Here is a 26,030-nt window from a genome sequence, read left to right as displayed (position 1 = left end):
GGCGGCAATTCTTGTTGCCGTTTCCGGGACGGCGGAGGTGCAATGGCCGCATGGACGAACCAGCGCCTCCCTACCGGGCGGTCCTCGACGAGGTCGGCCCCCGGCTCAAGCGGCTGCGCACCCAGCGCAACCTCACGCTCGCCGCGCTCGCCGAGACGACCGGCATTTCCAAGAGCACGCTGTCCCGGCTGGAGTCCGGACAGCGCCGCCCCAGCCTGGAGCTGCTGCTTCCGCTCGCCGCCGCGTACCGCGTGCCGCTGGACGACCTCGTGGGCGCGCCCGAGGTCGGGGATCCCCGGGTCAGGCTGACCCCGCGCACGCTCCCCGACGGCGGCACGGTCGTACCGCTTTCCCGGGGCCCGGGCCCGTTGCAGGCGTACAAGATGGTGATCACGGACCGGGGCCCCGTACCGGACCTGCGCACGCACGAGGGCTACGAGTGGCTGTACGTGCTGGGCGGCCGGCTGCGGCTCGTCCTCGGCGACCGCGATCTGGTCCTCGGGGCGGGCGAGGCGGCCGAGTTCGACACGCGGCTGCCGCACTGGTTCAGCAGCGCGGACGGGCGGCCGGTCGAGGTCCTCAGCCTCTTCGGCAGGCAGGGCGAGCGCATGCACGTCCGCGCCAAGCCCCGCACCTGAGGAGCCGCGCGCCGGGGCGGCCACCTACGCCCCGGCGGGGCCGGGCCGCGTCCTCAGAACGCGTCGGGGGGCGCCGGCACCGGGCCGGCGGGGGCGTCGAGGAGGTGCGGGCCGTTGTTGCGGACGCTGTTGACGGCGGTGGTCACCGCCCGGACCTGCAGGTCGCCGTTGGCGGGGGTGTGGAGCAGGGCCCGCAGCGCGTGGGTGTCCTGGTGGCCCGGGTCGAGCCAGGCCTCGTAGTCGGCGGCCTCGAGGGCGAGCGGCATCCGGGGGTGGATCCGGCCCGCGTGGTCGGTGGCCTCGGTGGTGATGATGGTGGCCGTGGTCAGCCAGGCGGCGGGGTCGTCCTCGTCGGGCACGGACGGGTCGCGCCAGAACTCGTACAGGCCGGCCATCGCCATCACCGCGCCGTCCTCGGGCCGGATGAAGTACGGCTGCTTGTACGCCTTCGCACCGGCGGTGGCGGGGACGGGCTGCCATTCGTAGAAGCCGTCGGCGGGGAGCAGGCACCGCCGCTTGGCGAAGGCCCGCCGGTACGCAGGCTTCTCGTGGACCGTCTCGACCCGCGCGTTGATCATCCGGGAGCCGACCGCCGGGTCCTTCGCCCAGGACGGTACGAGGCCCCACCGGACGGCCCGCAGGCTGCGCTCGATGGCGCCGGTGTCCCGGTCGGGGCGTTCCATGACCGCCCACACGGGGTCGGTGGGGGCAACGTTCCAGCTCGCGGCGAGGGTCTCCCGCCCGTCCCAGCTCGCTTCGAACCGGCCGGCGAGGTCGGCGGGGGCACGGCTGGACGCATATCGACCACACATGCCGTCCACCCTGCCACTTCCGCCCCCGCCGTACACGGGGCACCGCGGGAAAACCCGGTCGGACGGCGGCCGCCGCGCCGCTCCCCGTCAGCGGGCGGCGGCGCGGCGCCCGGGATCAGTCGTCGAGGGTGTCGAGCACGGCACCCAGGTCCACGAACTTGAAGCCGGTGGCGGTGCGGGGGCCGTCCTCGGGGGCGTCGTGGCCGTCCTGGACGACGAGGAGGCCGCGCGGGTAGTCGGGACCGAGCGGCCGGGCGAGGGCGGCGGCGCCGTCGCACTCCTCGGATCCGTCGAGGTCGTCGGAGCGGGCGGCGATGCGCAGCCCGCCCTCGTACCCGAGCCGGCCGTTGCGGCCGCGGTCGTAGAGGGCGAACGTGTCGTCGCCCTGGCTGGAGGCCATCAGGTAGCCCTCGCCGTCCCGGCCGCCGATGACGGTGAGGCCCTCGACGTCGGCGGTCAGGTGGCGGCCGCCGTAGCCGGGGTCGGCGCCGGGCGTGCACTCCTCGGTCTCCTCGTCGTACCGGGCCGGTACGCCGTACTCGCGGACCCGGTCCACGAGGACGGGCCGCGAGGTGAGGTCGGCGCGGACGCTCCAGATGCCGACGTCCTCCTGGCCCGCGTAAAGGGTGCCGGTGGCGGGGTCGACGACCATGCCCTCGACCTGGGGGCGCTCGTCCGGTTCGCCGCAGGGCGTCCAGGAGGTGCCGTCGGGCAGCCGGAAGGAGGACGGGAGGTCCAGGCTGCGGACGGTGCGGTAGGTCACCGTGCCGCCGGGGGCGGCGGTGAGTTCGAGGAGCGCGACGGTCGTCTCGTGGCGGCGGCTGACCAGGGCGTACGTGCGGCCGGTGGCGCGGTCGGTCCAGGTGGCGAGGCCGTAGGCGGTGCGCTGGTCGTTGATCTCGTCCTGCGTGGTGGAGAAGACGGGGGGCGCGGTGGGCGCGGTGACGTCCTTGAGGGGGCCGCCGGGGCGGCCCGGGTCGATGCGGTAGACGCGGAGCCGGTCGTTGCCGCGGTCGGTGGTGACGGCGAGGTCGGCGCGGGCGCCGCCGGAGAGCCGCATCCGGTGGACCAGGTCGACGTTGTTGAAGCGGCCGGGGGCGTCGGCGGCGGTCGGGCCGGCGGGCGCGGTCAGGGCCTGGACCTGGCGGGCCTTCAGGTCGTAGACGCGCAGGCCGCCTTCCTTGGCGGTGGCGATGACGAGGCTGCGGGCCGGGTCGGCGTCGTTGCGCCAGATCGCCGGGTCGTCGGCGTTGGCGTTGCCGCCTTCCTCGTCGTCGAACAGCGTGGCCGTCTCTGCGGTGGCGGTGACGGACGGGAGCTCCGCTGCGGTGGCGGACGGCGGTCCGGCGGCGGGGCGGGCCTGCGCACCGGCGGGTACGGATGCGGTAAGGCCGGCGAGGACGGCGAGGGCCGCGGCGAGCGCGAGGGCGGTGGGCCGGGCGGGACGGTGAGGGGTCACGGAAGAAGACTCCAACTGTCAGGCACGCGTCAGTGGTGTGCGGGTGAAGACTGGACGCGTCGCGTGACGTACCGGGCCACGGCAGGAGTCCGGCAGGGGTGCCGGTGGTGAACTCCGGCGGTCAGGAACCGGTGTTGGCGGTGGTGAGGGCCGTGTAGCCGTGCCGGTGGAGGCGGTCCGCGGCGGACGGGGCGTAGGCGGGATCGCCGGCGATGCCGAGCCCTTCGACCATCCGGTTCATGAAGTTGAACAGGGCGCCGACCAGGACGGCGTCGTGGAGCGCGCGGTCGTCCCAGCCCGCGGCGCGGACGGCCTCGGCGTCCTGCGGGGTGAGGCGCGACGGGGTGCGGGTGAGGATCTCCAGGTAGCGCAGCACCGGCTTCAGCCGGGGGTCGACGGGCGCGGCGTCGAGGTCGGCGAGGGCTGCGGCGAGCAGGCCTTCGGGTACGCCGAAGGCCTCCGCGGTGGCAGTGTGGATGCCGTGGCAGTAGCCGCAGTCGTTGAGCCCGGAGACGTAGGCGGCCATGAGTTCCCGCTCGGCGACGGTGAACGGGGAGGGTTTGCGCAGGAGTTCCTCGTGGAGTTCGAGGAGCGGGCGCGCGGTGTCGGGGTAGGCGGTGAAGACGTGGAGCAGAGTGGCCTCGGGGGGCTGCGCGTTCAGGTACGACACCGGGCTCAGCTCCCCGTCGGTGCGGCGGCCGGGCGCTGGGCGCAGCGGTCGATCTCGTCGTGGCGGAGCCAGCAGGCGGCGAGGTGGGCGGTGGTGGCGGGGCCCGGCTCGCCGAGGTCGCAGTAGGCGAGGGTGGTGAGGGCCTGGTCCCAGGCCCGGCGCAGGGAGGCGGGGGCCGGCGGGTGCGGGCCCGCGAGGGCGAGTGCGGTGCGGGCGGCGCGCCAGCGGCGGGCGCCGGCCTCGACGAGGGTGTCGAAGCCGAGGGCGGCGGTGACGCCGTGGCGGACCCGGTCGACGGCGAGGGCGACCTGGGCGGGGTCGTCGGCGAGGGTGGCCATGCCGAGTCCGGCGAGGAGGCGTTCGGCGTCCAGGCCCATGAGCATGACGCCGGTCTCGGTGAGTGCGGGCTCGTCGACGGGGGTCAGGGCGAACCGCGGGTCGTAGGCGTCGAGTTCGGGCTCGGGGCCCGTGTCGGGGCCGTGACCGGCGGAGTGGTCGGTGGGGTGGTTGCGGTCAGACACCGGCGTTCACCCGGTCCTCGGTGCGGCGGCGCGGGCCGGAGGCCGCTTCCAGGTGGGCGGCGACGGCGGTGGCCACCCGGGCGGTCGCCACCCGGTGGCCGTCGATGTTGCGGGCGGCGGGGCCGAGCACCATGCCGGCGGCCGCGCCGACGGCGAACACGCGGGGGGCGTTGCGGTAGGAGAGGGTCCGCTCGTCCAGGTCGGGCCAGCCGTCGCGGTCGGCGGTGACTCCCGCGGGCAGCAGTGCGTCGCCGTTGGAGACGGTGGTGCCCAGCGCCAGGACGACGTGGTCGCCGATGACCTGTGCGCCGTCCGCGAGCCGGACGGCGGTGCGGCCGGCGCGCTCGGGCGTCACGGCGGTCACCTCGTGGCCGCGGTGGACGGTGAGCCGGCCGTCGGCTTCGGCGCGTTCCAGCAGGGGCCTGAACTCGAACATGACGGAGGCCCGGCGGTGTCCGCGCATCAGGGCCGTGCGGTCGTCCCAGCTGGTGCCGTCGAAGCGGGCCCGGCCCTCGGCGCGGAAGAACGACGCGTTGACGTCGGCGCACTGGTAGCGCTCCTCGGGGGCGCGCAGGATCCAGTGCACGTCCTTGCCGTCGTGCAGCGCGTTGGCGATGAGGTGGGCGGCGCTGAGTCCGGCGCCGACGACGACCAGCCGCCGGGCTTCGCCGGGCACGGGCTCGTCCCAGTAGCTGACGCCGCGCGGGGTGGTGTCGCCGTCCCACCAGTGGGCGGGCGCGGTACGGCGCTCCTCGCCGAGGCACAGGACGGTGTACGCGGCTTTGACGGCGAAGCCGTCGCCGCGGAGGGTGACGCCGTCGTCGGTGGGCCGGACCTCGCGGACGGTGGCCCGCCAGGTCTTCTCGTCCACGTGGTGCAGGCCGGCGACGTGCTTGCAGTAGGCCTCGAAGACGTCGACGGGCACGACGGAGCGGTGCCCGGACTGGGCCATCCGGATTTCGCGGCGCTCGACCGGGGTGAGGTACGACCAGTGGAGGCGGGCGTAGTCGAGCAGTTCGCAGTCGCGGTAGCCCTCGACACCGGGGTGGTGTTCGTAGGGCGAGCGCAGGACGCGCTGTCCGAGGACGTCGACGCGGTCGAAGAAGCGGCCGCAGGGCCGGCCGCCGCGGTCGAGGATCACCACGTCGTGGACGCCGAGGTGCCAGAGCGCGGAGGCGACGGCGAGTCCGGCCGGTCCGGCCCCGACGACGGCCACGTCCGCGGTGGCGGGCAGCGGGGCGGTGTCCGGGCTCCGGGTCCCGGCGGCGGGGGCGGGCGGCCACTCCCGGCCCCGGGGCGAGTCCAGCAGGTGGGGCTGGGGAACGAAGGTGATCACCCGATGACCGTCACCGGGACGATGACCTCGATGACCGGGCGCTGCGGGATGCCCTCGGCGATCATCTGGTCGAGGGTCTTGGCCGCGACCTCCGGGCTGTCGGTGGCGATCGGGCTGTACCGGGAGTACGCGTAGGTGGGCTTGCGGCCGGTGGTCTCCAGCGAATACATCTTCACCACGGCTTCACCCGGGCGCACTTCACCGCCGTAGAAGGTCAGTCGACGCTGGTCGGGCGTGATGAAGGACTTGGAGAACTGGCGGGACATCACGAGGGTGTCGGCGTCGTTGACGAAGACGGAGTCCTCGTCGGTGGCCGCCTGCATGGCGACCCAGGTGCGGTCCGTCAGGTTGGTCTCGGACTTGATGACCTGCCAGCGGCCGGGCTCGGGGAGGTTGACGCAGACGGAGACGTCGTGGTCGACGGTGTCGATGGCTCCTGAAATCATCAGGACGTGGCGGCGTATGTCAGCGACGCCGGCCATTTGAATGTCGCGGGCCCGGACCCGCGAGGAAACATCTATTCCGGACACTTCCAGTGGCGGCATTGGATCTCCCCGAATTCCTGACAGCGCAAGCCCAGGTGTCGCAAGTGCCACCGACATTTCCACAGGCCCCGCACCCTGTCAAGCACACTTGTGCGGCTCAACCACGTCCGTGCGGGCCGGTGTTGGGGAGGCCACACCGGCCCGCTCGACCGACCATTTCAAGCCGAGGTGTCATTTCAGGCCGCCCGGCCGGTTCCCCTGTCGATTCCGGGCACCTCGTCGATCGAGCCGACCTGTGCGATCTCGAAGGTGTCGAGGTCGCGAAAACGGATCTTGAGCACGAGACTCTCCTTTACCAGGACAAAGAAGTCGAGCGGCCGGGCGGCGTCCCCGTAGGTCTCGTACGACCGGAACACCGTGCGGTCGGCGATGGCGAAGAGGGCCTTGTGCACGGCGTTCTTCTCGATCTGTCCGGCCGTGTCGGCCCACTCCTCCAGCCTCTCCCAGCCCGCGTGCAGCCGGAGCGGCCCGCGGCCCGCCCGGTCGGCCCGCCCGGACCGGCCGCCGTGGCGCGCCTGCTGGACCCGGCCGCCGTCACGGCTGGCGTCACGGTCGCCGTGGCGTTCGCGGCCGGCGTCGAGGGGCCGTCCGAGCAGCGCGCAGGCGGTCCGCAGCTTGGCCCAGACCGCGGGTGTCGGGCGCTGCCGCAGGACGGCGCGCAGGACGCCTTCCGCGGTCCAGCCGTCGCCGGCGCGGAGATAGCCGACCGCCTGCTCGTACAGGAAGTCGGTCTCCTCGCCGCTGAGCCGGTCGGACGAGGCCGCCAGCCGCTCGATGCGGCGCTCGCGGGCGCTCAGGGCCGCGGACACCAGACCGGACGGACCGGACAGGTCGGCCGGACCGGACGCCGGGACGGACGGGTCGGCCGGGCAGTTGATCGTGACCGCGCCGTCGGACAGTTCGGCGAGCGTCGCGAAGAACAGCCTGCTGCCGTCGTCGAGGAGGTCGGCGTCGATGATGTCGACCCGGCAGGGGCCGATCTGGTCCAGCCACGCCCGCCCGACCTCGTACAGGCTGCGCAGCACCCGTTCCCCGTGCGGCAGCCGGCTCAGATCCCGGCCGGGGACCGGGCCGGCGCGGCTGCCCGCTTCCTCGCGCGTGGCGCACGCGGGGTCGTCGGGAGCGACCAGCCGCAGCCCGACGCGCGCGTCCCGGGGCCATACGGCCGTGACGCCCGTGTTGATCAGTGCCCGCACCGGCGCGAAGCCGACCACCCCGTGCTCGGCCCGCACAGCGAATTTACGCATCCCTACCCCAAGAAAGCATCGGCCGGTCGCGACCGGACGGCGGCAGCAATATCCGCCACCGCGCGGAAATGACCCGGCGAGTGGTTGTCAGATGGAAATCGATCACGGCCGTGGACGTCTCTTTCCGACGGCCCGCGCAACGTTGGACATTCACGTCTCGCACCGGAAAGGAATTCCGTTCGCTCGCTTCCGGCACTTAGCAAAGTAGCTACGTCACCAGGGGGCGACATCTTCCATATTGCTCTCGTACCTGGGACGTTCCGGGAATCCGCACCACCTCACCAAGTCCGCTCTTGCCAAAACACCAGCTGAGGTGCGTGGGGCCGGTCAGGTGTTCCCTCGGACGATCGGGAGGGGCGGTCGCCGCTGTTCAAGTGGACGTTCAACCTGCGGTTTCGCCCCGGGGGCGGCACGGCCGGACCGGCCGCGGCTCGGCAACGATGCGGTATCGCTTCAGTGCGCGTCCGGCGCCGGCGAGGCACCTATTCGTTGTCCAGGACATGGATGCGCACTGGACCGACTTCGCCCGCGCGCCGCTCGACGGCGCACTGTGGGACGAGGCCATGAATCACCCCGAGGACTGCCCGCGCTGCCGGCCGGTCGAAGAACGGCCGTCCTGCCGTGACTTCGTCCTCGTCGACGGCCGCGGCCGAATGGCCGCCGTCGCGTTCTCCGCCGGTACGGTGCTCGCCGCCGGGGCCGCCACCCTCATGCGCTGAGTCCGCGACACGCCCGGCAATGCGCGGGCCCGGGCGCGCCGGGTCCGGCCGTCCGATAGTGGGACGGTGAGCAACGGGTCGGACGGGCAGAGCCCACAGCGGAGCCCGGAACAGGGCGCGCGGCCGGAAAGTGCCGGCGACGGCGAGGCCATCACCTGGGCCGGGCAGGCCGGGGCGCAGGCGTTCGCGGCGGTGGAGGCGGCCACGGACTGGCTGCTGGGCTATCCGTTCGTCTTCCGGGCCGTGGCCGGCCTCATCGGCGGCAGCCGGGTGCTCGTGGACTACGGCTGCGGTCCGGGGCGGGTCGCCGACCGGGCCGCCCGCACGCTCGGCGTGCGGGTGCTGGGCGTGGACACCTCCCCGGAGATGCTGGCGCTGGCCCGCGGTGCGGGGACGGCGGTCGCGGAGTACCACCTCGTCGAGGACGGCCGGGCGGCCGACCTGGCGGACGGGTGCGCGGACGCGGTGATGTGCAACCACGTGCTGGCCTCGCTGCCGGACGAGGAGACGGTGCTCGCGGTGTTCTCGGAGATCCACCGGCTGCTGCGGCCCGGCGCGCCGCTCGTGCTGCTGACGACCGACCCCGCGTGCGCGGGCCGGGAGTACGCCTCGCTGCGGGTGGGCGTGGCGGGGGCCGCGTACCGGCCCGGTGAGGAGATGCCGCTGTGGCTGCGCCGTACCGACGGGACCTGGCAGCAGGTGCGCAACCACGCCTGGCCGGTGGACGTGCTGCCCGGGCTGCTGGAGCGGGCGGGGTTCCGGAACGTGGTCCAGGAGCGGCCGACGGTGGACGAGGCGGCGGCGATCGCCGAGCCGTCCCTGGTGGCCGGGTCCGCGTGGGCCGCCGAGCGCTCCCGGCCGCCGCTGGTGGTCACCACCGCGCTGGCGGTGTGAACAGCGGATTCTCCGTCGTCACAAGATCGGCCGTCGGATAGGTTTCCGGTACGTGACCACCAAGCAGCGGCCGGCCGGCCGCATATTCGACGCCCTGAAGTCCGCCGCCGTCCGGGACGCGGCGCAGCTCCGCGAGGTCTACGAGCAGCCCGGCGAGATGGCCCGGCTGAAATCCGTGGACCGGATCCACGAGCCCGCCCGCGCGTTCATCGCGCGCTCCTCGCTCGTGTTCATCGCCAGCGCGGACGCCGACGGCCACTGTGACGTGACGCCGCGCGGCGGTCCGGCCGGGTTCGTGGCGGTGCTGGACGAGTTCACGCTCGCCGTGCCCGACGCCACCGGCAACAAGCGGCTCGACACCGCGCACAACATCGTGGAGACGGGGCGGGCCGGGATGATCTTCCTGGTCCCCGGCCGTGCGACGACGCTGCGGGTGAACGGCCGGGCGTGCGTCTCCACCGATCCGCTGCTGCTGGAGCAGCTGACGGCGGTCGGCAAGCCGCCGTGCAGCGCCATCGTGGTGGAGGTCGAGGAGGCGTACCAGCACTGCCCGAAGGCGTTCCTGCGCGGCAACGCGTGGCAGCCCGAGCGGTGGGTCGGCGACGAGGAGCTGCCGAGCTCCGCGGAGATCACGCTGTCGCACCTGGGGTTGCCCGGGCTGACGCTGGAGCAGATCCGCGAGAGCGAGCGGGAGTCGCTCCTGCACCGCTACGAGTGAGGGGTGCGGCGCGGGTGGCGGCGGGGCCGGGGAGCCGGTCCCGCGGCCGGCCGGACGAGGCGTGCGGGAGCGCGCGTGCCGACGTGGGGCGGTACGCGTGCTCCCGCGGGCGGGTCAGCCGGTGAAGCCGGCGGTGAGGCGGGTGAACTGCCAGTCGCTCTGCGCGATGCCCGAGCAGGTCTCCTGGAGGCCGCCGCCGGGGCAGCCGCGGTCGCGGTTGACGGACCAGAAGGCGAGCCGGGCGATGTGGTGGGAGTTGGCCCAGTCGCGGATGTCGGTCCAGTTCTGGACGGTGGTGGTCTCCTGCGTGTCGCTGATGCCGTTCATGCCGGAGATGCCGATGTGGGCGTAGGCGGTGGCGTCGTCCCATCCGAAGGTGGACTTGAGCTTGGCCTTGAGGCCCTCGGTCGCGCTGACCGTGGCGGCGTACATGTCGGTCGAGGCGTTGCCGAAGTCGAACGGCATGATGGTGAAGACGTCGATGCCGGCGTTCTGCGCCTTGGCCTGCTCGATCAGGCGGTTGCCCCAGCTGGTCGGGCCGGTGGTGGCGGTGCCGAAGGTCAGGATGGTCTTCAGGCCCGGGTTGTTCTGCTTGACGATCTTGAGGGCGCCCAGGATGCGGTCCTGGACCGTGGCGTTCTCGAATTCGTCGGTGTTCTCGATGTCGACGTCTATCGCCTTGAGGCCGTAGGCGTCGATGACCTTCTGGTAGGCGCCGGCGAGCGCCTCGGCCGAGGAGCAGTTGGGGCCGAGCTTGTTGCCCTGCCAGCCGCCGATGGAGGGCACGATGTCGCCGCCGGCGGCGCGGATGGCGCTGATGGTGCTCTGGTCGATGCCGCCGGTGAGGGGGCGCTGGCCGTCCCAGGCCGGGTTGCAGCCGCCGGAGGACAGGATGAAGGCCATCGTGAACCACTTGACGCCGGTCGCGTTCATCACGGTGGTCGCGCTCGGCGGGTTGCCCCAGCCGAGGTAGAGGTAGGGCGCGGCCTGCTTGAAGCCGGTGGGTGTGGGGCCGCCGGGGTCGGTGGTGACGGAGACGCTGTTGGAGGCGGGCGAGGTGTTCCCGGCCGCGTCGCGGGCGCGCACGGTGAAGCTGTAGGCGGTGCTCGCGCTCAGCCCGGTCACGGTCGCGGAGTTGGTGGTGGGCGTGGCGACCTTGGTGGCGCCCTGGTAGACGTCGTAGCCGGTGACGCCGACGTTGTCGGTGGCGGCGCTCCAGGTCAGGGAGACGCTGGAGGAGGTCTTCCCGGTGCTCGTGAGGGCGCCCGGGGTGGTGGGCGCCTGGGTGTCGGCGCTGCCGCCGGGGCCGTCGAGGCTGATGTCGTCGGCGTGGTAAGTGCCTTGTCCGTACCAGCCGTTGACGTACACCTCGGCGCTGGTCTGGGAAGCGCCGGTGGTGAAGGAGACGGTGAGCTTGGAGTAGGCGCCGGCGGAGCTGGTCCAGGTGGAGGCGCCGCCGGTGACGCCCAGGTACACGTAGTTGCCGCGGACCCAACCGGTCAGCGAGTAGGTGGTGTTGGGCTGGACGGCGACGCTCTGGGTGCACTTGGCGTGGTCGGACGCGGTGGCCGCGCCGGCGAGCGCCTTCGTACCGCCGTGTACGGGCGAGCCGACGACGGATCCCAGTCCACCGCTACAGGTCCAGCCGGAGAGGGAGCCGGTCTCGAAGCCGCCGTTGGCGAGCAGGTCGGCGCCGTACGCCGAACCGGGGGCGGTGAGTACGGCTGCCGCGCCGAGCACGGCCGCGCCGAGGCCGGAGGCCAGGCGGAGCCGGGCGCCGGCGCGGGAAGGGGCACCGCCGCGGGTGCTGGTACGGGTTCGGGCACGGGTGCGCAAGGGAGTACCTCCGGGAGTGGGGGGCGCGGCGCTGGACGGTGGGGTGCCGGCGGCCGGCGTGCCGCAGGCGGGTGCTTCGCCGCTGTTCCGGACCTGGATGTGCCGTGGCGGGTGGGGTGGGTGGGCCGGGACGGCGTTGCGGTGAGTGCCGCGTGGCCGGGAATCTATTGCTCCGAATCGGCCCCGTCAACAGGTCTGGACCAATTCGACGACAATCGGAAGGTTTCTTAACTCTCCCGTTGACAGCGGGGTTTGGGATTCGGGAGGCTGTCGCGTGCGCCGAGCGGGCTTCAGGCATGGCGCCCACCGAACCGCGCCCCGGACGGACTGCCCGGTCAGGCGCTCACGCGGTCCACGGCGGGCAGGAACTGGTCGTAGAAGCTCACCTTGAGCGCGAGGGCCTGCTCCTCCAACTCCTTGAAACGGTCGGCCGATTCCTCGCCGGCCATGAGTTCGGCGACCCGCGTGGCCAGCCGGTCGGAGTGGGTGCCGGACAGCAGGGACACCGTCGCGAGGGAGTGGGTCTTGGCGTCGTGGACGTAGTGCGGGTGGTAGAAGCGCGAGCTGTTGCGGCCGTCGCGCACCAGGAGCGGCTCCATCCGCGGCCACAGCCGTCCGTACTCGACGGAGACCAGCACCTCGCCCCAGAACCGCAGGAGGGTCAGCAGCCGCAGGTCGGAGTCGTGGTGGCCGCCCGCGTCGGCGATCAGCCCGAGGGTGTCACCGATGGCCCGCCGGGTGGCGGCCGTCGGCCGCGAGGCCGCCATGGTCTCGCGGGAGATGCCGAGGAGCCGCATGTCGTGGATCATGTCCTCGCGGTGCGAGGGCGTGTGCCCCAGGCCGTCCGGGTATTCCTCGCGCAGGATGACCCGGGCGATCCGCAGCCCCTCCTCGTCGCCCAGCAGGTCGATCGCCAGGTCGTACGACGGGGTGAACGCCAGTGACACGAAACGGCGTTGGAGCAGCAGCTCGACGAAATCGGCTTCCGGCAGCTGCCCGATGTGCGCCAGGACCGGGTGCTGCTCGAACCGCTCGATCAGGCGGTCCTCGAACTCGTCCACACCTTGCATGACGTGCATGGTCGTACCTTTCCACGGATCACGGGGTGATGCTTCGGAGCGAAGCGCGCCAGTCGCGGAGGTCCACTTCCCTGCCGATGCTCCACAACGTGCTCAGCTCCCGCTGGACCTCCTGCCCCATCACGGTATCGCCACCGTCGATCTCGATCTGGGTGGAATCGATGGCGAGTTGGCCGTGCAGGAACGAACTCACCAGGATGTGCTCGTCGGCCTTGTACACGGCGATGGACGGCAGCGAGTTGTACACCCGCACCTGGAGCAGCGCCCGGTCCTCCGCCGGCCTGCCGCCCGCCCGGTCCAGCTCGGCGAGGCCCGCCAGGCAGCCTTCCACGCTCGCCCGTACGTCGGCCGCGAGCGCGGGGTCCCGTACGGTGCGCAGCGCCTCGTCGCGCAGGCCCGCCACCGGTGACGAGGGGTGCAGCAGCAGGACCCGGACCGGGACCCGCCGGTCGACGATCGCCTTCTCCAACGCCCGTTTGATGTGGGGGAGGTTGGGGATCCACGTCTGCAGGATCACCACCTCCTGCCGGGCGTTCTCCACGTAGCGGATGAACTCCTCTTCGGGAAACCGGCCGTGGACGCCGATCACGCCGGCGTAGCGCTCCTGCCGGAGCCGCTGCGCCACCGCGTCGATGTCCAGCTTGGACAGCTGCGCCTGCATGTTGGCGTCCAGGACGGCGAGCCGGTCGTCGACGTCGTCGAGCTTGCGCAGCCGGTCGATCTCCATGAGGAGGAACACGGTGACCGTGCTGAGGATGAGCAGGGTGACCTTCGGGAGCGCGCCGCCGGGCGCCAGCACGTCGAGCCAGCCGAACAGGTCGGCGAGCAGCACCAGCACGCCCGACGCGGCCATCACGGCCAGCGCGATGCGTTCCGCCCGGTAGCGAAAGTCCCCGTCCATCGCCCGCTCCGCCCCTTCGGCCCCCGCCGTCGGCGACGACCGTACACCTCGCCCTCACGGGGACGGAGGCGTTCGGAGCAAGAACACGGGTGAAGCGGATCACCGCGGGCCACGGTGATCCGCTTGGCGCGCGGACGGGTCAGCCGCGGGTGCTGCGCAGGACGAGGCTGACGAAGCCCCAGCTGTCGCGGTAGGTCCCCAGCCATTCGGTGCGGCGGGCGGCCGCGGTGGCGAGGGCCTCGGCACTGTCCGGGTGGTCGGGGTGGTCGAGCGCCCACGACGCGAGCGAGCCCCAGAGGGACCACTCGTAGTCGTCGAGCTCCTGGCGGCTGCTGACGTGGCCGTGGACGGGGATCCAGCCGTCGGCGGCCACCAGGTCCAGGGTGCCGGCCAGATCGGCGAACTCGCCGAGCATGTCGACCGCGTCCGGGGTCGGTTCGCTCTGCCAGAAGCCGTCGCCGACCAGGACGCGACCGCCGGGTGCCAGGTACTCGCGGGCGGCGGCGAGGGTGGGCAGCAGCCCGCCGAAGGCGTGCGTGGACCCGACGCAGAGCACCAGGTCGAAGCCGTGCGGGGCGGAGAACTCGGCGGCCGGCGTGTGGTGGAGTTCGAGCCGGTCGCCGACTCCGCGGGCATCCGCCTCCGCCCGGGCCTGCGCCAGCGAGTCCTTCGATATGTCGACACCCTCGGCACGCACCTCGGGGTGGGCGGCCAGGGCGCGCAGCAGCCACTCGCCGGTGCCGCAGCCCAGGTCCAGGACGCGTGCGCCGCCGCGCGCGACGCCGTGGCCGAGGAGGGTGCGTACGGAGTCGTCGTCGAGCGGGGACTTGATCGGGTGGGCGGTGTGGGCGATGCCGGAGATCTGTTCCTGATTCACCCGGGCAGTCTGACACCGAAGATGATCTTGCCGCACCCCGTTTTCGCCCCGCGCGGGGCCCGCTGCGGGGCTCGTGCGGGGTGTGCCCGGGCCGGGACGGGCGCGAATGGGTCAGGTGCCTCATGCGTTCGGGACGGGTGAGGGACCACTGTGGTCGAGGCCGTGCGCAACGCGCCGCGCGGCAGGAAACCGGTGGTGTCCACGAAGCCGGTGGTGTCCACGACGAGGGAGAACCGGACATGAGGAACAAGGTCATCGCATCGCTGTCGGTGTGCGCGGTGCTCGCGGCGGTAGTGCTCGCCAAGTCCCGGCCGGACGGCAAGCCGGTCCCGCGGGGACTGCGGGGCGGCACCCGGCGGGGGCCGGGGGCGACCCGCGAGTGCATCCCGTGCACGCGGATCCGGGAGTTCTTCACCGGACTCGTGACGCGGGCCCGCTGACCGGCGGGCCGCGGGCCCGGACCGTACGCGTCCGTGATCGGGCCGGGCCGGCAACCCGCCGGCTCACCGCCCCGTCCGCCCATCCACGAATCGATGAATCGACCGCCGCCACCCCACCGGGGCGGCGGCGGTCCCGTCATGGGGCGCCGTCCACCGTCTCGGGCACGGGGGGCCGTGGCAGGACGGCGCGGACCCGGGTGCCGCGCGGCAGCCGGGACACCGTGCAGCGGCCGCCGATCTCAGCGGCCCGGTCGGCCATCGACTGCAGGCCCACGCCCCGGTGCACCGGGCCCTCGGGGAGCCCGGTCCCGTCGTCGGACACCGAGAGCACGAGCGTGGCGTCGTCGACGCGGACCCGGATCTCGGCGCGCGCCGCCCCGGCGTGCCGCTGCACGTTGTTGAGGGCCTCGGCCGCGATCCGGTACGCGGCGACCTCCACGGCCGCCGGCAGGGGCGGCAGGGGGGAGGGCTGGAGTTCGGCGGTGACCGCCAGGCGGGTCCCGTCGAAGGCGCAGGCGAGCTGGCGCAGCGCGCCTCCGAGTCCGAGTTCGCCCAGCGGCGCGGGCCCGAGGCGGTCGGTGATCCGGCGCACCTCCTTGATCGCCATGCCCAGGTCGCCGCCGACGGCCGTCAGGGCGTCGCGCACCGGCTCGTCCGGGGGCAGCCGGGTCGCGGCGTTCTCGACGCGCAGCCGCAGGCCGGCGAGGGCCGGACCGAGTCCGTCGTGGATGTCCCGGCGCAGGCCGCGGCGTTCCTCCTCGCGGGCGGTGACGATCTGCTCCCTGCTGGTGCGCAGGTCCTCCTGGAGGCGCAGCGAGGCGACGGCGGGGGCGGCCTGGTCGGCGAGCGAGGACAGGATGCCGGTGTCGCGGGCGTCGAAGGCCGTCTCGCCCTCCCGCGGGCTCACCTCCAGGTGGCCGATGACGGCGCCCTGGTGCAGCAGGTCGAAGCGCCGCTGGTGGTCGCCCTCGCGGCCGGCCAGCGCCAGCACCCGCGGTCCCGCCCGGGTGTGGACGGCCAGCGCGGCGCTGGGCAGCCGCAGCATTTCGACGACGGTGCGGCACAGGGTGGCCGGGACGTCCTGCGGGCTGACCTCGCGGCTGATGCGCTGGGCGAGGGTGCGCAGCACGTGGTACGGGTGGGCGCGGTCGCCGTAGTAGACGCGGTCTACGAGGGCCACCGCCCAGGCGGAGGTGCGGCGCAGTCCGGCGCCCATCAGGAACGCGAGCGCCGCGAGCACGTCGTCGGAGTGGGCGGGGGCCGGGCCGGCGGCGAGGGCCGCGGCGCTCGCCACGTACACGAAGGTGAGGACGGTGGTCACGACCAGGCCGGCCAGGATCCGCTGCGCGGAGCGGCTGATGCGCCAGGCGCCGGTGCGCACGACCACGTAGCCGACGGAGACCCACCACAGGGCGGAGGCGCCGAGGAAGAAGGAGAAGGCCGGCCAGAAGTGGTCGGCCTCGAAGTAGTACGAGATCACCTGCGCGGCGGCCCACAGCAGGTACGTCGACATCAGGAGGAGGATCGGACGCCGGTGGCGGGGGCGGCTGCGGTGGACCTGCCACAGCATCACGGCGATGCCGACGCCCAGCAGGAGGAAGTGGCTGGCCTCCTGGACGGCCCCCAGCCGGTCGTCGAGCGCGGTGGCCGTCTCGCCCCACCAGCCGTCGGCCAACGGGTTGGGGGCGCCGTACTGACGGTCGGCGCCCGCGAAGGCGAAGACCATCGGCGCGCACCACAGGGCCACGCCCGCGAGGTAGAGCCACCACCAGCGGCCGGGCAGCCTGCCGTACGGGACCCACAGCGGCAGCGAGTACCAGAGGGTGACCTTGACCAGGGTGGCCAGCGCGTCGAAGACGATCACCGCGGTGCGCACGTGCGGGCCGGCGTCCTCGAACCAGAGGGGGGCCGACGCGACGGCCGGCAGGATCGCCGACGCGGCGTAGACCAGCAGCATCGTTCCGGCCGGGCGGGTGGGCCGGTGGGCGTGGATGAGTACGCCGGCGGCCGCGGCGGGCAGGCCGTAGACCAGTACGACGAGGTCCCGGGCGCCGGCGGCGGCGCCCGGCGAGCCGCGGTTGGCGACCAGGTACAGGATCCACAGGCCGCTGAGGACGAGCAGGACGGCGGCGCACAGGGCCGCGGCGGCCAGCCGGCCCTCGCCTTGCGCCGTGAGGGTCAGCCGCCGGGCCCGGGGCCGCGTGACGTTACCGAGAGTGGTCATTTCTCCCCTTATAGTGACAATCATGGCGGAAGTGAGCGCGACTGAGGTCGAGGCGGACCCGGTGACGGTCCTGCTGGTCGACGACCACCCGATGTTCCTGGAGGGGCTGCGGGGGACGCTGCTTCCACAGGAGGGCTTCCACGTGGTGGGCGAGGCCTCCACGGCGGAGGAGGCGGCCGCGCTCAGCGCGGGCACCCGGCCGCAGGTGGTGGTGCTGGACCTGGGCTTGCCCGACGCGTCGGGCATCGAACTCACCAGGCGCCTGCTGAGCGACCGGCCGGACGCCCGGGTGCTGGTGCTGAGCATGTCGGACGACGACGACAACGTCCTCGCGGCCATGCGCGCCGGGGCGGGCGGCTACCTCGTCAAGGGCGCCGACCGTGCGGAGATCCTCGCGGCGGTACGGACGGTCGCGGCGGGCGGGGCGGTCTTCGGCCCGCGGGTGGCCGCCCGGCTTCAGTCGTTCTTCGACTCGCTCGCGGCCGCGCCGGGGCGCCAGGCGTTCCCCGATCTGACGCCGCGCGAGCTGGAGATCCTCGACCTGCTGGCACGCGGCCTGGAGTACCGCCAGATCGCGCGGCGGCTGACCATCTCGGACAAGACGGTCCGCAACCACGTCACGAACATCTTCACCAAGCTCCAGGTCAACGACCGGGCGCAGGCGATCGTCCGCGCGCGGAACGCGGGTCTGGGGACGGACGGCGCCGCGACGGGGGCGTCGGGCGAGGGCTGAGGCCGAGCGGGGACGGCCGGGCCGGGGACCACCGGGCCGGGGAGGGCCTCGCTGCGGGGGCGGGCGGCGGCGCGGGGGCGTTTCGGTGCGCACGGGACCTCCTCGTCGCGGGGACGGGCGATGGACGAGCTGATCCGGCCAGTGTCGGGGGCCCGGCGCACCGGGCACATGAGGCACCCGACCCGTTCGGCACCCACGAACGCCCACGCGCACCAGCGGCCCGGCCGGGGCACGGCCACCGCGCGCCGCCCCGCGTCCGCCCGACCCGCGCCCGCCCGACCCATGTCCGCCCGACGCACGTCCGACCGACCGCGCGTACCCCGACCGCGCGCCTGGAGTCGTAGCGCGGGCCGGACAGCCGCAAGATGGGTTGAACCGCCACAAAACGGCAGAGCATCGATCGATCGGCACATCGATACGTCCGCATTTCGGCACTCTCTGATCGGAGCGCGCGCATGGCGACAGGATGGGACTCCCGTCCCGTGACGGACCCGGCGGGCGCCGAGTGGCTCCCGGCGCTCGACATCCCCGCGCCCGGGCGGCAGCGCCGGTGGACCGTACTGCTGCGCTGGCTGCTCCTGCTGCCGCAGTACATCGTGCTTTTCGTGCTGACCATCGCGGCGTTCTTCACCACGGTCGTCGGCTGGTTCGCGGCGCTGTTCCTGGGGCGGCTGCCGGCCGCGATCCACGACTTCCTCGCGTCGTTCCTCGCGTACCAGACGCGGGTGACGGCGAGTTCGCTGCTGCTGGTGGACCGCTACCCGCCGTTCTCCTTCGACGCGCCCGACCACCCGGTGCAGATCGAGGTGCGCGCCACGTCGCTGAACCGGCTCGCGGTGCTCTTCCGGCTGATCCTGATGATCCCGGCGGCCGTGATCGTGAACCTGCTCCAGGCCGGCTGGATGGCCCTCGCCTGGATCTTCTGGCTGATCACCCTCGTCCTCGGGCGCATGCCGGAGCCGCTGTTCGCGGCGACCGCGGCGGTGGCGCGGTACCGGATGCGGCTGAACGCGTACGTGATGATGCTGACGGCCGCCTACCCCAAGGCGCTGTTCGGCGACGAGCCGCTGCCGGCCGCCGCCGGGCCGGCCCCTTCGGCCACCCGGCCGCTGCTGCTCGACACGGCGTCCAAGGTCCTGGTCGTGGTCTTCCTCGTGCTAGGCCTCGCCGCGCACGTCCTGTCCCCCATCACGACCACCGACGGCGACGGCTCGGACGGCACCGACGACATCGGAATCTCCCGGCCCCGGCCCGCCACCCCCTGACGTCCGGCACGACTTTCGTCACCGGCCCCGCCGGGGCACGGAGCCGCGCCCGGACACACCGCAGTGCCCGGACACACCGCAGCGCCCGGGCGGGGCCGCGCTCAGGCGAGGGTGAGGGCCGCGGCGGTGATGAAGACCACCTGCAGGGCGGTTCGGGGTACGAGGCGGGTGGCGCCGGGGAGGTCGCGGCGCGCGGCCGAGACGTTCGCCGGGAACATCGCGAGCATCAGGAGGATGAATCCGGCCGCCGCCCAGGCCGCGGTGGCCGGGACCAGGATGAGTGCCGCGCCGGCGAATTCGAGCAGGCCCGTCACCGTGACGAGCAGCTCGCGCCGGGGCAGGGCGGGCGGGACCATGGCGACGAGCGTGGCGCGCAGCTTCGGGAAGAAGTGCGCGAAGCCGGTGAGCAGGAACATCGCCGCCAGTCCGACGCGCAGCGCCGGGTGCCAGCCGTCGAGCGCCTCGACCCCGGCCAGTCCGGCCAGGCGGGCGCCGAGGAATCCGACGACGAGAGCGATCAGGGGTTCCATCGGTACCTCCGGCGTGCGGTGTCCGGGCTAGGGGGTGTCTGGTGGCCCGCAGGGAATCTTGTCACCGTCAAGTTAAGGTCGCGCCTTCATCTTGTCAATGACAAGTTACGATGACGGCATGACCGACCGCCCCTATCACCACGGCAACCTCAAGAGCGCCCTGCTCGACGCCGCCGTCGACGCGATCGAGCAGAGCGGCCCGGCCGCGCTGAGCCTGCGCGACCTGGCACGGCGCGCCGGCGTCTCGCACGCGGCCCCCGCCCACCACTTCGGCGACAAGGCCGGCCTCCTGACGGAACTGGCCGCCCAGGGCTACGACCTGCTGGCCGACGCGGTGCGGGCGGCCGGGCCGGACCTGGTGGAGGCGGGCGTCGCGTACGTCCGTTTCGCCGTCGACCACCGGGCGCACTTCGAGGTGATGTTCCAGCCGGGGCTGCACCGCCCCGACGACCCGGAGCTGCTGGCCGCGAGCCGCCGCGCGGACCGGGCGCTGACCGAGGCGCTCACCGCGTCCGTGCCCGCGCGCGCGGCGGAGCCCGAGGCCCGGCTGGCGGCCTGGTCGATCGTGCACGGCTTCGCCGCCCTGTGGATCAGCGGCGCGCTGCCGCGCCAGGCCGGCGAGGACCCGTCGGCCACCGCACGCACCGTGGTCAGGAACCTCTTCAACGCCTGAGTCCGGCGGTGGCCGCGGGAGGGGCGGCGCGCGGTCAGCGCAGGGCGGAGGCGGCGGAGGGCTTGACGCCCTTGGCCGTGGCCGCCTCGGGCACGGCACCCGTGGCCGTGCCGGCCGCCGCGGCCCGTTCGAGGACGGCGCGGATCTCGTCCGCGATGGCCGTCTCGTTGCGCTCGAAGTCGGGGCCGGTCAGCTGCTGCGGGTCGGCCGGCAGCCCGGTGAGGACCGGGGTGTGGAGGTGTCCGCCGGGAAGCGCCGGGGCGAGTTCGAGGCGCAGCCGGTTGGAGCGGTACGCCACCTCGTTCGACAGGTATCCGCCTCCGCCGCCCGCGACGGCCCGGGAGCCGGGGGTGGGCCCGTCCTCGCGGTCCACGGGTTCGCTGCCGCCCGCGGGGATCTCGGTCACGGCGGCGTTGAGGAGTACGGGGTAGGGGCTCTGCACGGCCGCGGTGATCGCGTCGGCGGGCAGCGTCGTACGGATGAACTCGGCCCCGGGACCCATGCCGGGGGCCGTGACCGGCCGCTCGTACGTGCCTCCCGACAGAGTGCCGGTGTTGTCGGGGTAGGGGTCGGCCGAACGCGAACGGCCCGCCCATTCCTCCAGGGTGAAGATGCCGGGGTAGCCCTGGCTGACGGTGGTGACGAGGTCGGCGGCGCGCGGGCCGGCGGTCATGCGCGGCGCGAAGGCCCGCTCGACGATCCCCCGGTCGAAGTCGGCGTAGCGCACCGGCAGCAGCACGGCCCTGATCTCGGCGCGGGTTCCGTCGGCGAGGGTCACCCGGCGGCCGTTGAGGCGCAGGGCGGCGGAGCCGGACGGGTTGGCGCGGCGGATCTCGGCGTCGAGGCCGAACGGGTCGAAGCCGCTGATGAACACCCGGCGGACGCCCGGCGATCCGGTGAAGCCGTTGTCGGCGAGGCCCCGGGAGGCGTCCTCGAAGCGGACCCGCAGTGCGGCCCGGTCCACGGTGAACCCGGGTTCCCAGCGGGCGAGTTGGACGGTCATCGCCAGCCGGACCCAGTAGAGCGGCCGGTCGTCGCCGGGCGCGAGGGTGCCGGCCGTCCGGCGGCCCTGGGCCCGGTGCACGGCGGACCACCACAGCGCCTCGCCCCAGGCGTCGACGAGGTCCGCCGCCTCGCCGGCGGTGCGCGCGGTGCACAGGGCGGCGGGGAAGCGCCGGACGAAGTCGCCCAGGCCCGAGCGTTCGGTGAGGGCCGTGGTGCGGGGGTCCGCCAGGCGCGCCTGCTCGGCGTCGAGCGGGGCGGTGGCCGTGGTGCGGCAGGCCGGGTCCGTGGTGGCGGCGAGGGCGGGGGTTCCGGCGGCGGGCCCGGGAAGCGCGTGCGCGGGGGCGTTCGCGGTGAGGGGGAGGACGGAAGCAAGAAGAGCGGCGGCGGGCGCCATGAACCGTAAGAACGTCATGAGATGTGACATTACACAGCAAGGACCGCGCGCGGCACCGAGTCCTCACATCCGCAGAACACCCGAGAGATGGGCGGCCAGTTCACGGGCCGAAGACGGGCCGAGGCGGGCGCCGAGGTAGCCGTCCGGTCGCACCACGAACACGGTCGGGCCGTCCGTCCCGTAGGCCCGCGCGAACTCGCCCCGGCCGTCGCGGTACACGGGCAGCGGCGACCACGCGGCAGGCGGCTCGCCCGCGGTCGACGCCGCGCCCGGGGTCGGCGCGTTGCCCGAGGTCGACACCTTGCCCGAGGTCGACACCTTGCCCGAGGTCGACCCCGCGGCCGCCACGACGAAGGCCTCCACCCGGCTGCCCCGGATCAACTCCAGCGCCATCAGGGTGAGTTCGTCAACCGGCTCGCCCGGGGCCGCGCCTTCCGGTCCGTCCCGGTACAGCAGCAGGACGTGCCCGGTGCGGTCCCGCAGCAGGTCGTACAGTCGCAGCGGGTAAGCGGCGACGGCATCGGTGAGGCCGCCGCAGTCGGGGGCCCGGTCGCCCGGCCGCGGGCCGGCGGGGCCGCGCCCGGCCGCCCTCCCGAGACCGTCGGCCGACCCCGCCTCCTGCGGCCGCGGTTCCGCCGCCCCCGCCTCGCCCGCCCCCGACGCCGGCCCGTCCACGATCGGGCTGCCGCGGTAGCCGACGAGGAGTTGGGCCTCGCGCAGCAGCAGGGTCCGCTTGTCCAGCGGGTCCGCGTCCATGCCGTCGACCGCGTGCCGCACCGTCCGGCCGACGACCTCTTCGCCGACCGGCAGGCGTTCGGCGCCGTAGCTCGGCAGCAGCTGCGGATGGGCCGCGCCCTCGACCGCGAGGGCGAGCTTCCAGGCCAGGTTGTAGGCGTCCTGGATGCCGGTGTTCATGCCCTGCGCGCCCGTCGGCGGATGGATGTGCGCGGCATCCCCGGCGACGAAGACCCGCCCGTCGCCGTACCGGTTCACCAGCCGGTGGCTGATCCGGAACACCGAGGACCAGCGCATGGCGGACGCGGTGACGGGTTGCGGGGCGAGCCGGTCCAGGACCGCCTGGATGTCGGCGAGCGCCGGCTCCGGCCCGCCCCCCAGCCCGTGGGCGACACCGTCCCCGGCCCCGCCCGGACCCGTGCCTCCGCCCGGACCCGCGACCCCGCCGGCATCCGCGACCCCGCCCCGACGGGCGGCGGCCCCGCCCGGCCCCGCCTCCCCCTTCCCCGCCTCCCCCTTCCCCGCCTCCCCCTTCCCCGCCTCCCCCTTCCCCGCCGCCGACAGCCCGGGCGGTACCAGCATCGACATGCGGTACCGGCCTCGGCCCGGCAGCGGGATGCACACCAGCAGGTCGTCGACCGCTCCGTCGGCGCCGTGGTGCGTGGCCCGCACCCCGTATCCGTACGGCAGGTCCCAGCCCACCTCCACGTCGGCGAGCATGTACTCCTCCGGGAACGCGCCGCCCTCGAAGCTGAGCCCGAGTCCCTTGCGGACCGCGCTGTGCGCGCCGTCGCAGCCCACCAGGTAGCGGGTGCGGACCTCTTCCTCCGCGCCGGAAGCCGTGACCAGCCGGCCGGTCACTCCGTCGGCGTCCTGCGCGAACGACACGAGTGCGGTGCCGCGTTCGATGCGGGTGCCGTAGCGGGCGAGGTGCTCTTCGAGGATCCGCTCGGTCTCGTACTGCGGGAGCGCGGCGAAGCCGTACGGCACCTCGGGCGGCAGGACGAGGTCGATGCGGGGCTGCTCCACGCCGTTGACGTACGACAGCTGGCCGCGCATCGGGACGGCCGCGTCGAGTGCGGCCCGCACCAGGCCCATCCGGTCCCATATCTCCAGCGTGCGCGGCTGGATGCCGACGGCCTTGGCGTACGGCAGCCTGGCCGGGAGGCGGTCCACGAGGCGGCAGGCGACACCGCGGCGCCGCAGCTCCACCGCCGCGGTCAGGCCGACCGGGCCGGCGCCCACGACGAGTACGTCCGTTGCGTCGCTGTGCGTCACTGCCGTCTCCCGGGTGTGGACCCCCGAACGAGCCGAACCTCCCCCATCGTCGCCCGTGCGGGGCGTCCCGGCCACCGCGCGCGGCGGGCGCGGCCGACCCGCTGATCAGCCGGGCGGCCGGACGGTAATCCGTTTGCCCGGCACGGCCGGCTCCGGCAAGGTCGCGCCCATGACTGTCTTCACTTCGTACGACGGGACCAAGCTTGGCTACAGCGTGTTCGGAGACGGCTCTCCGGTGATCTGCCTGCCCGGCGGGCCCATGCAGGACTCCCGGTACCTCGGACAGCTCGGGGGGCTGACCGCGCACCGGCAGTTGATCATGCTGGATCCCCGGGGTACCGGACGCTCGGAGGTGCCCGCGGACACCGCCTCGTACCGCTGCGACCGGCTCGTGGACGACGTGGAGGCGCTGCGGACGCATCTCGGTCTCGACCGGATCGACGTGCTGGCGCACTCCGCGGGCACCAACCTGGCGGTGCTGTACGCGGCCCGCCATCCGGAGCGCGTCGGCCGGCTCGCGCTGATCACGCCGAGCGCGGCGGCCGCGGGCATCGCGGTCACCGGCGAGGGCCGGCAGGCGACGGCGCGGCTGCGGCGGGACGAGCCGTGGTTCCCGGCGGCGTACGCGGCGCTGGAGGAGCTCGTGGCCGGGCGGGGCGGCGCGGACAGTGCGGCGGCGATCGCGCCGTTCTTCCACGGCCGGTGGGACGAGGCGGCGCAGCGGTTCCAGGCTGCCAACGACGAGCGGCGCAACAACGAGGCCGCGGCCGCCTGCGGCGCCGAGGGTGCCTACGACCCGGCCGCCACGCGTGCGGCGCTCGGACGTTTCGCGTCGCCGGTACTGGTGGTGGGTGGGGAGTTCGACGTGAATTCGCCGCCGTCCTCGACGGCCGAGTTCGCCGGGCTGTTCCCGCACGCCGAGCACGTCGTGCTGCAAGGCGCCGGGCACTTCCCGTGGCGGGACGACGCGGAGGGGTTCGTGGCGGCCACCGCGGCGTTCCTGGCCTGAGCCGCCCGGCCGGGGCCGTCCGGCCGGGGCCCCGTCCGGGCGGTCGCGCTCTCCCCGCGGCCGGGGCTCACGCCGTGGCGGTCCTGGGGTGCCGGCGTGCCAGGACCAGTGCCACGATCCACCCGATGAACGAGGCGCCGAAGACCAGGTTGATGAAGAGGACCCACCAGCGGTAGGGCGTCTGCCGGTTGAAGGCGATCAGCGTCGGCAGCAGGAAGAGCAGGACGCCGAGCACCCAGACCACCGCTGTGATGACGCCGGCCAAGAGCGTTCCCAGCATGAAGTCCCCCGTTGTGATGATCCGAATGGCGGCCAGCATAGCCGCCGCCGGTGGGGCGCCCGGACGCGCGGGTTCCGGCGGCGCGACGCCGGAACCCGCGCGCACGACCGGGATGTGAGAAGCGCGGTTGACTCGCGCCCGGACGGCGGGACACCGTACGGGCATGGCCCGACGTGACCGGGGGCGCACCCCGCTGCTGCTCTTCCTCGTGTGCGCGGCGCTCGGCGGTCTCCTGGCATCCGCCCTGCTCGGAGCCGCCCGTTCGGCAACGCCGGATCCGGCGGACGCCGCCGCCGGGGAGCTCGTCGACGTCCGGAGCCTGCCGGACGAGCCGCCCGGGCCGGACCGTACCGGACCGGACGCCTCCACCGGGACCGTCGACCTCGACTGCGGCCGCAACGAGGAAGGCCACTACAACCAGGACAACCTCGTCGTCTCCCCCGGCCTGCGGCACGGCGCCCACCACACGCACGCGTACGTCGGGAACCTGTCCACGGACGCCGGCTCGACGGACGCGAGCCTGGCCGCCGCGGACACCACCTGCGTCGGCGGCGACCGCTCGACCTACTACTGGCCGGTCCTGCGCCGCCCCGACCGGCCCGCCCGCGCGGCCTTCGAGCGGGCCGCCGGACACGGCAACTCCGGGGAGGTCCTGCGGCCGGCCGCCGTCTCGCTCCGCTTCGACGGCAACCCGGTCGGCAAGGTCGTCGCGATGCCCCGGTTCCTGCGGGCCATGACGGGCAACGCGGTCGCCCACACCCAGGGCGACGACACGGATGTTCGGGCCCGCTGGGGCTGCGCGGGCTTCCCCGGCCGGGCGACGACCGGCTATCCGCGCTGCCCGGCGGGCGACCGGCTCACCCGCACCCTCGTCTTCCCCAGCTGTTGGAACGGGCTGGACACGCAGAGCCCCGGGCACCGCGCGCACCTGTCGTTCCCCGACGCGGCCGGCGTCTGCCCGGGCGGCTTCTTCGCCGTGCCCCGGCTGACGCTGCGCCTCGCGTACGACGTACCGTACGGGGCGCCGGTCGCGCTGGACTCGTTCCCGGAGCAGCGGCACAGCCCGCGCACCGACCACGCCATGTTCGTCAACGTGATGACGGACGGGCAGATGGCGCGCGTCGTGGACTGCCTCAATCGCGGACGTGCCTGCTGATCTTCGGAACCGCTCGCCGATCCGTTGAACCGGCCGGCCGCGGCGCTCGTGTGGGA

At 73.8% G+C, this 26,030-nt stretch carries 26 protein-coding genes; 10 read left to right on the top strand and 16 right to left on the bottom strand.

Translation table 11 applies throughout. The features are described 5' to 3' along the window. Positions 1 to 50: 50 nt before the first annotated feature. Positions 51 to 638, top strand: a complete 588-nt coding sequence (locus OG764_RS33940; RefSeq protein ID WP_328972164.1) for a helix-turn-helix domain-containing protein — start codon at positions 51 to 53, stop codon at positions 636 to 638. Positions 639 to 691: 53 nt separating this feature from the next. Here OG764_RS33940 and OG764_RS33935 read toward each other — a convergent pair whose 3' ends face one another. From OG764_RS33935 to OG764_RS33905, 7 genes are all read right to left on the bottom strand, one after another. Next, positions 692 to 1,450, bottom strand: a complete 759-nt coding sequence (locus OG764_RS33935; RefSeq protein WP_328972163.1) for an SOS response-associated peptidase — start codon at positions 1,448 to 1,450, stop codon at positions 692 to 694. Positions 1,451 to 1,565: 115 nt separating this feature from the next. Then, positions 1,566 to 2,909, bottom strand: coding sequence for a phytase (locus tag OG764_RS33930; protein ID WP_328972162.1), 1,344 nt, complete (start codon positions 2,907 to 2,909; stop codon positions 1,566 to 1,568). A gap of 121 nt (positions 2,910 to 3,030) precedes the next feature. Continuing rightward, positions 3,031 to 3,579: a carboxymuconolactone decarboxylase family protein gene (locus OG764_RS33925; protein ID WP_328972161.1), complete on the bottom strand. Its 549-nt coding sequence runs from the start codon at positions 3,577 to 3,579 to the stop codon at positions 3,031 to 3,033. Between the two features lie 5 nt (positions 3,580 to 3,584). After that, positions 3,585 to 4,100, bottom strand: a complete 516-nt coding sequence (locus tag OG764_RS33920) for a DUF6187 family protein (protein ID WP_328972160.1) — start codon at positions 4,098 to 4,100, stop codon at positions 3,585 to 3,587. Then, positions 4,093 to 5,436, bottom strand: coding sequence for an FAD/NAD(P)-binding protein (locus OG764_RS33915; RefSeq protein ID WP_328972159.1), 1,344 nt, complete (start codon positions 5,434 to 5,436; stop codon positions 4,093 to 4,095). The genes OG764_RS33920 and OG764_RS33915 overlap by 8 nt, the downstream gene beginning before the upstream one ends. Beyond that, positions 5,433 to 5,918, bottom strand: a complete 486-nt coding sequence (locus OG764_RS33910) for a DUF6423 family protein (protein ID WP_328972158.1) — start codon at positions 5,916 to 5,918, stop codon at positions 5,433 to 5,435. Before OG764_RS33910 ends, OG764_RS33915 begins: the two co-directional genes overlap by 4 nt. Before the next feature lie 239 nt (positions 5,919 to 6,157). Further along, on the bottom strand, positions 6,158 to 7,228 hold the full coding sequence (locus OG764_RS33905; RefSeq protein WP_328972157.1) for a DUF6235 family protein: 1,071 nt from the start codon (positions 7,226 to 7,228) through the stop codon (positions 6,158 to 6,160). 500 nt (positions 7,229 to 7,728) lie between these two features. Between OG764_RS33905 and OG764_RS33900 the strand changes: the two genes are divergently transcribed. The 3 genes from OG764_RS33900 to OG764_RS33890 all read left to right on the top strand — a co-directional run bounded on the left by OG764_RS33900 (position 7,729) and on the right by OG764_RS33890 (position 9,559). After that, a complete protein-coding gene (locus tag OG764_RS33900) occupies positions 7,729 to 7,947 on the top strand; it encodes a hypothetical protein (protein WP_328972156.1) in 219 nt (72 codons plus the stop codon). Positions 7,948 to 8,013: 66 nt separating this feature from the next. Continuing rightward, complete coding sequence (locus OG764_RS33895) at positions 8,014 to 8,841, top strand: class I SAM-dependent methyltransferase (RefSeq protein ID WP_328972155.1); 828 nt, start codon at positions 8,014 to 8,016, stop codon at positions 8,839 to 8,841. A gap of 52 nt (positions 8,842 to 8,893) precedes the next feature. Then, on the top strand, positions 8,894 to 9,559 hold the full coding sequence (locus OG764_RS33890) for an MSMEG_1061 family FMN-dependent PPOX-type flavoprotein (protein ID WP_328972154.1): 666 nt from the start codon (positions 8,894 to 8,896) through the stop codon (positions 9,557 to 9,559). A gap of 114 nt (positions 9,560 to 9,673) precedes the next feature. On the opposite strand, the gene OG764_RS33885 is transcribed toward OG764_RS33890, so the two are convergent. From OG764_RS33885 to OG764_RS33870, 4 genes are all read right to left on the bottom strand, one after another. Further along, entirely contained in the window at positions 9,674 to 11,323 is a 1,650-nt protein-coding gene (locus tag OG764_RS33885) for a fibronectin type III domain-containing protein (RefSeq protein ID WP_328973264.1), read from the bottom strand. A gap of 407 nt (positions 11,324 to 11,730) precedes the next feature. Then, positions 11,731 to 12,474 carry a hypothetical protein gene (locus OG764_RS33880; protein WP_328972153.1) on the bottom strand — a complete coding sequence of 248 codons (744 nt, stop codon included), beginning with the start codon at positions 12,472 to 12,474 and terminating at the stop codon, positions 11,731 to 11,733. A 19-nt stretch (positions 12,475 to 12,493) separates the two neighbouring features. After that, positions 12,494 to 13,375 carry a hypothetical protein gene (locus OG764_RS33875; RefSeq protein ID WP_328972152.1) on the bottom strand — a complete coding sequence of 294 codons (882 nt, stop codon included), beginning with the start codon at positions 13,373 to 13,375 and terminating at the stop codon, positions 12,494 to 12,496. Between the two features lie 139 nt (positions 13,376 to 13,514). Further along, positions 13,515 to 14,252: an SAM-dependent methyltransferase gene (locus OG764_RS33870; RefSeq protein ID WP_328972151.1), complete on the bottom strand. Its 738-nt coding sequence runs from the start codon at positions 14,250 to 14,252 to the stop codon at positions 13,515 to 13,517. A gap of 239 nt (positions 14,253 to 14,491) precedes the next feature. Here OG764_RS33870 and OG764_RS33865 point away from each other — a divergent pair, with 239 nt between their 5' ends. Then, positions 14,492 to 14,692: a hypothetical protein gene (locus tag OG764_RS33865; protein WP_328972150.1), complete on the top strand. Its 201-nt coding sequence runs from the start codon at positions 14,492 to 14,494 to the stop codon at positions 14,690 to 14,692. Positions 14,693 to 14,828: 136 nt separating this feature from the next. On the opposite strand, the gene OG764_RS33860 is transcribed toward OG764_RS33865, so the two are convergent. Beyond that, entirely contained in the window at positions 14,829 to 16,916 is a 2,088-nt protein-coding gene (locus tag OG764_RS33860) for a GAF domain-containing sensor histidine kinase (RefSeq protein WP_328972149.1), read from the bottom strand. A 22-nt stretch (positions 16,917 to 16,938) separates the two neighbouring features. Between OG764_RS33860 and OG764_RS33855 the strand changes: the two genes are divergently transcribed. Then, entirely contained in the window at positions 16,939 to 17,649 is a 711-nt protein-coding gene (locus OG764_RS33855) for a response regulator transcription factor (protein ID WP_328972148.1), read from the top strand. A gap of 455 nt (positions 17,650 to 18,104) precedes the next feature. Next, positions 18,105 to 18,914, top strand: a complete 810-nt coding sequence (locus OG764_RS33850; RefSeq protein ID WP_328972147.1) for a DUF4389 domain-containing protein — start codon at positions 18,105 to 18,107, stop codon at positions 18,912 to 18,914. A 101-nt stretch (positions 18,915 to 19,015) separates the two neighbouring features. On the opposite strand, the gene OG764_RS33845 is transcribed toward OG764_RS33850, so the two are convergent. Next, positions 19,016 to 19,444, bottom strand: a complete 429-nt coding sequence (locus OG764_RS33845; protein ID WP_328972146.1) for a DoxX family protein — start codon at positions 19,442 to 19,444, stop codon at positions 19,016 to 19,018. A 118-nt stretch (positions 19,445 to 19,562) separates the two neighbouring features. Here OG764_RS33845 and OG764_RS33840 point away from each other — a divergent pair, with 118 nt between their 5' ends. Next, entirely contained in the window at positions 19,563 to 20,117 is a 555-nt protein-coding gene (locus OG764_RS33840) for a TetR/AcrR family transcriptional regulator (RefSeq protein ID WP_328972145.1), read from the top strand. A 34-nt stretch (positions 20,118 to 20,151) separates the two neighbouring features. Here the strand turns inward: OG764_RS33840 and OG764_RS33835 are convergent, their stop codons facing one another. Both OG764_RS33835 and OG764_RS33830 read right to left on the bottom strand, forming a co-directional pair. Then, positions 20,152 to 21,534, bottom strand: coding sequence for a pyroglutamyl peptidase (locus OG764_RS33835; RefSeq protein ID WP_328972144.1), 1,383 nt, complete (start codon positions 21,532 to 21,534; stop codon positions 20,152 to 20,154). A 45-nt stretch (positions 21,535 to 21,579) separates the two neighbouring features. Beyond that, positions 21,580 to 23,529, bottom strand: coding sequence for an FAD-dependent monooxygenase (locus OG764_RS33830; protein ID WP_328972143.1), 1,950 nt, complete (start codon positions 23,527 to 23,529; stop codon positions 21,580 to 21,582). Positions 23,530 to 23,698: 169 nt separating this feature from the next. Between OG764_RS33830 and OG764_RS33825 the strand changes: the two genes are divergently transcribed. Further along, entirely contained in the window at positions 23,699 to 24,538 is an 840-nt protein-coding gene (locus OG764_RS33825; RefSeq protein WP_328972142.1) for an alpha/beta fold hydrolase, read from the top strand. Positions 24,539 to 24,605: 67 nt separating this feature from the next. Here OG764_RS33825 and OG764_RS33820 read toward each other — a convergent pair whose 3' ends face one another. Continuing rightward, positions 24,606 to 24,818, bottom strand: a complete 213-nt coding sequence (locus OG764_RS33820) for a superinfection immunity protein (RefSeq protein ID WP_328972141.1) — start codon at positions 24,816 to 24,818, stop codon at positions 24,606 to 24,608. Between the two features lie 163 nt (positions 24,819 to 24,981). On the opposite strand from OG764_RS33820, the gene OG764_RS33815 reads away from it, so the two are divergent. Next, entirely contained in the window at positions 24,982 to 25,974 is a 993-nt protein-coding gene (locus tag OG764_RS33815) for a DUF1996 domain-containing protein (protein WP_328972140.1), read from the top strand. Positions 25,975 to 26,030: the final 56 nt, after the last annotated feature.

The organism is Streptomyces sp. NBC_00239 (assembly GCF_036194065.1).
Classification (GTDB): Bacteria; Actinomycetota; Actinomycetes; order Streptomycetales; family Streptomycetaceae; genus Streptomyces.
Note: the sequence above shows the minus strand (reverse complement) of the source record. Positions and strands in the feature narration are given on the sequence as shown.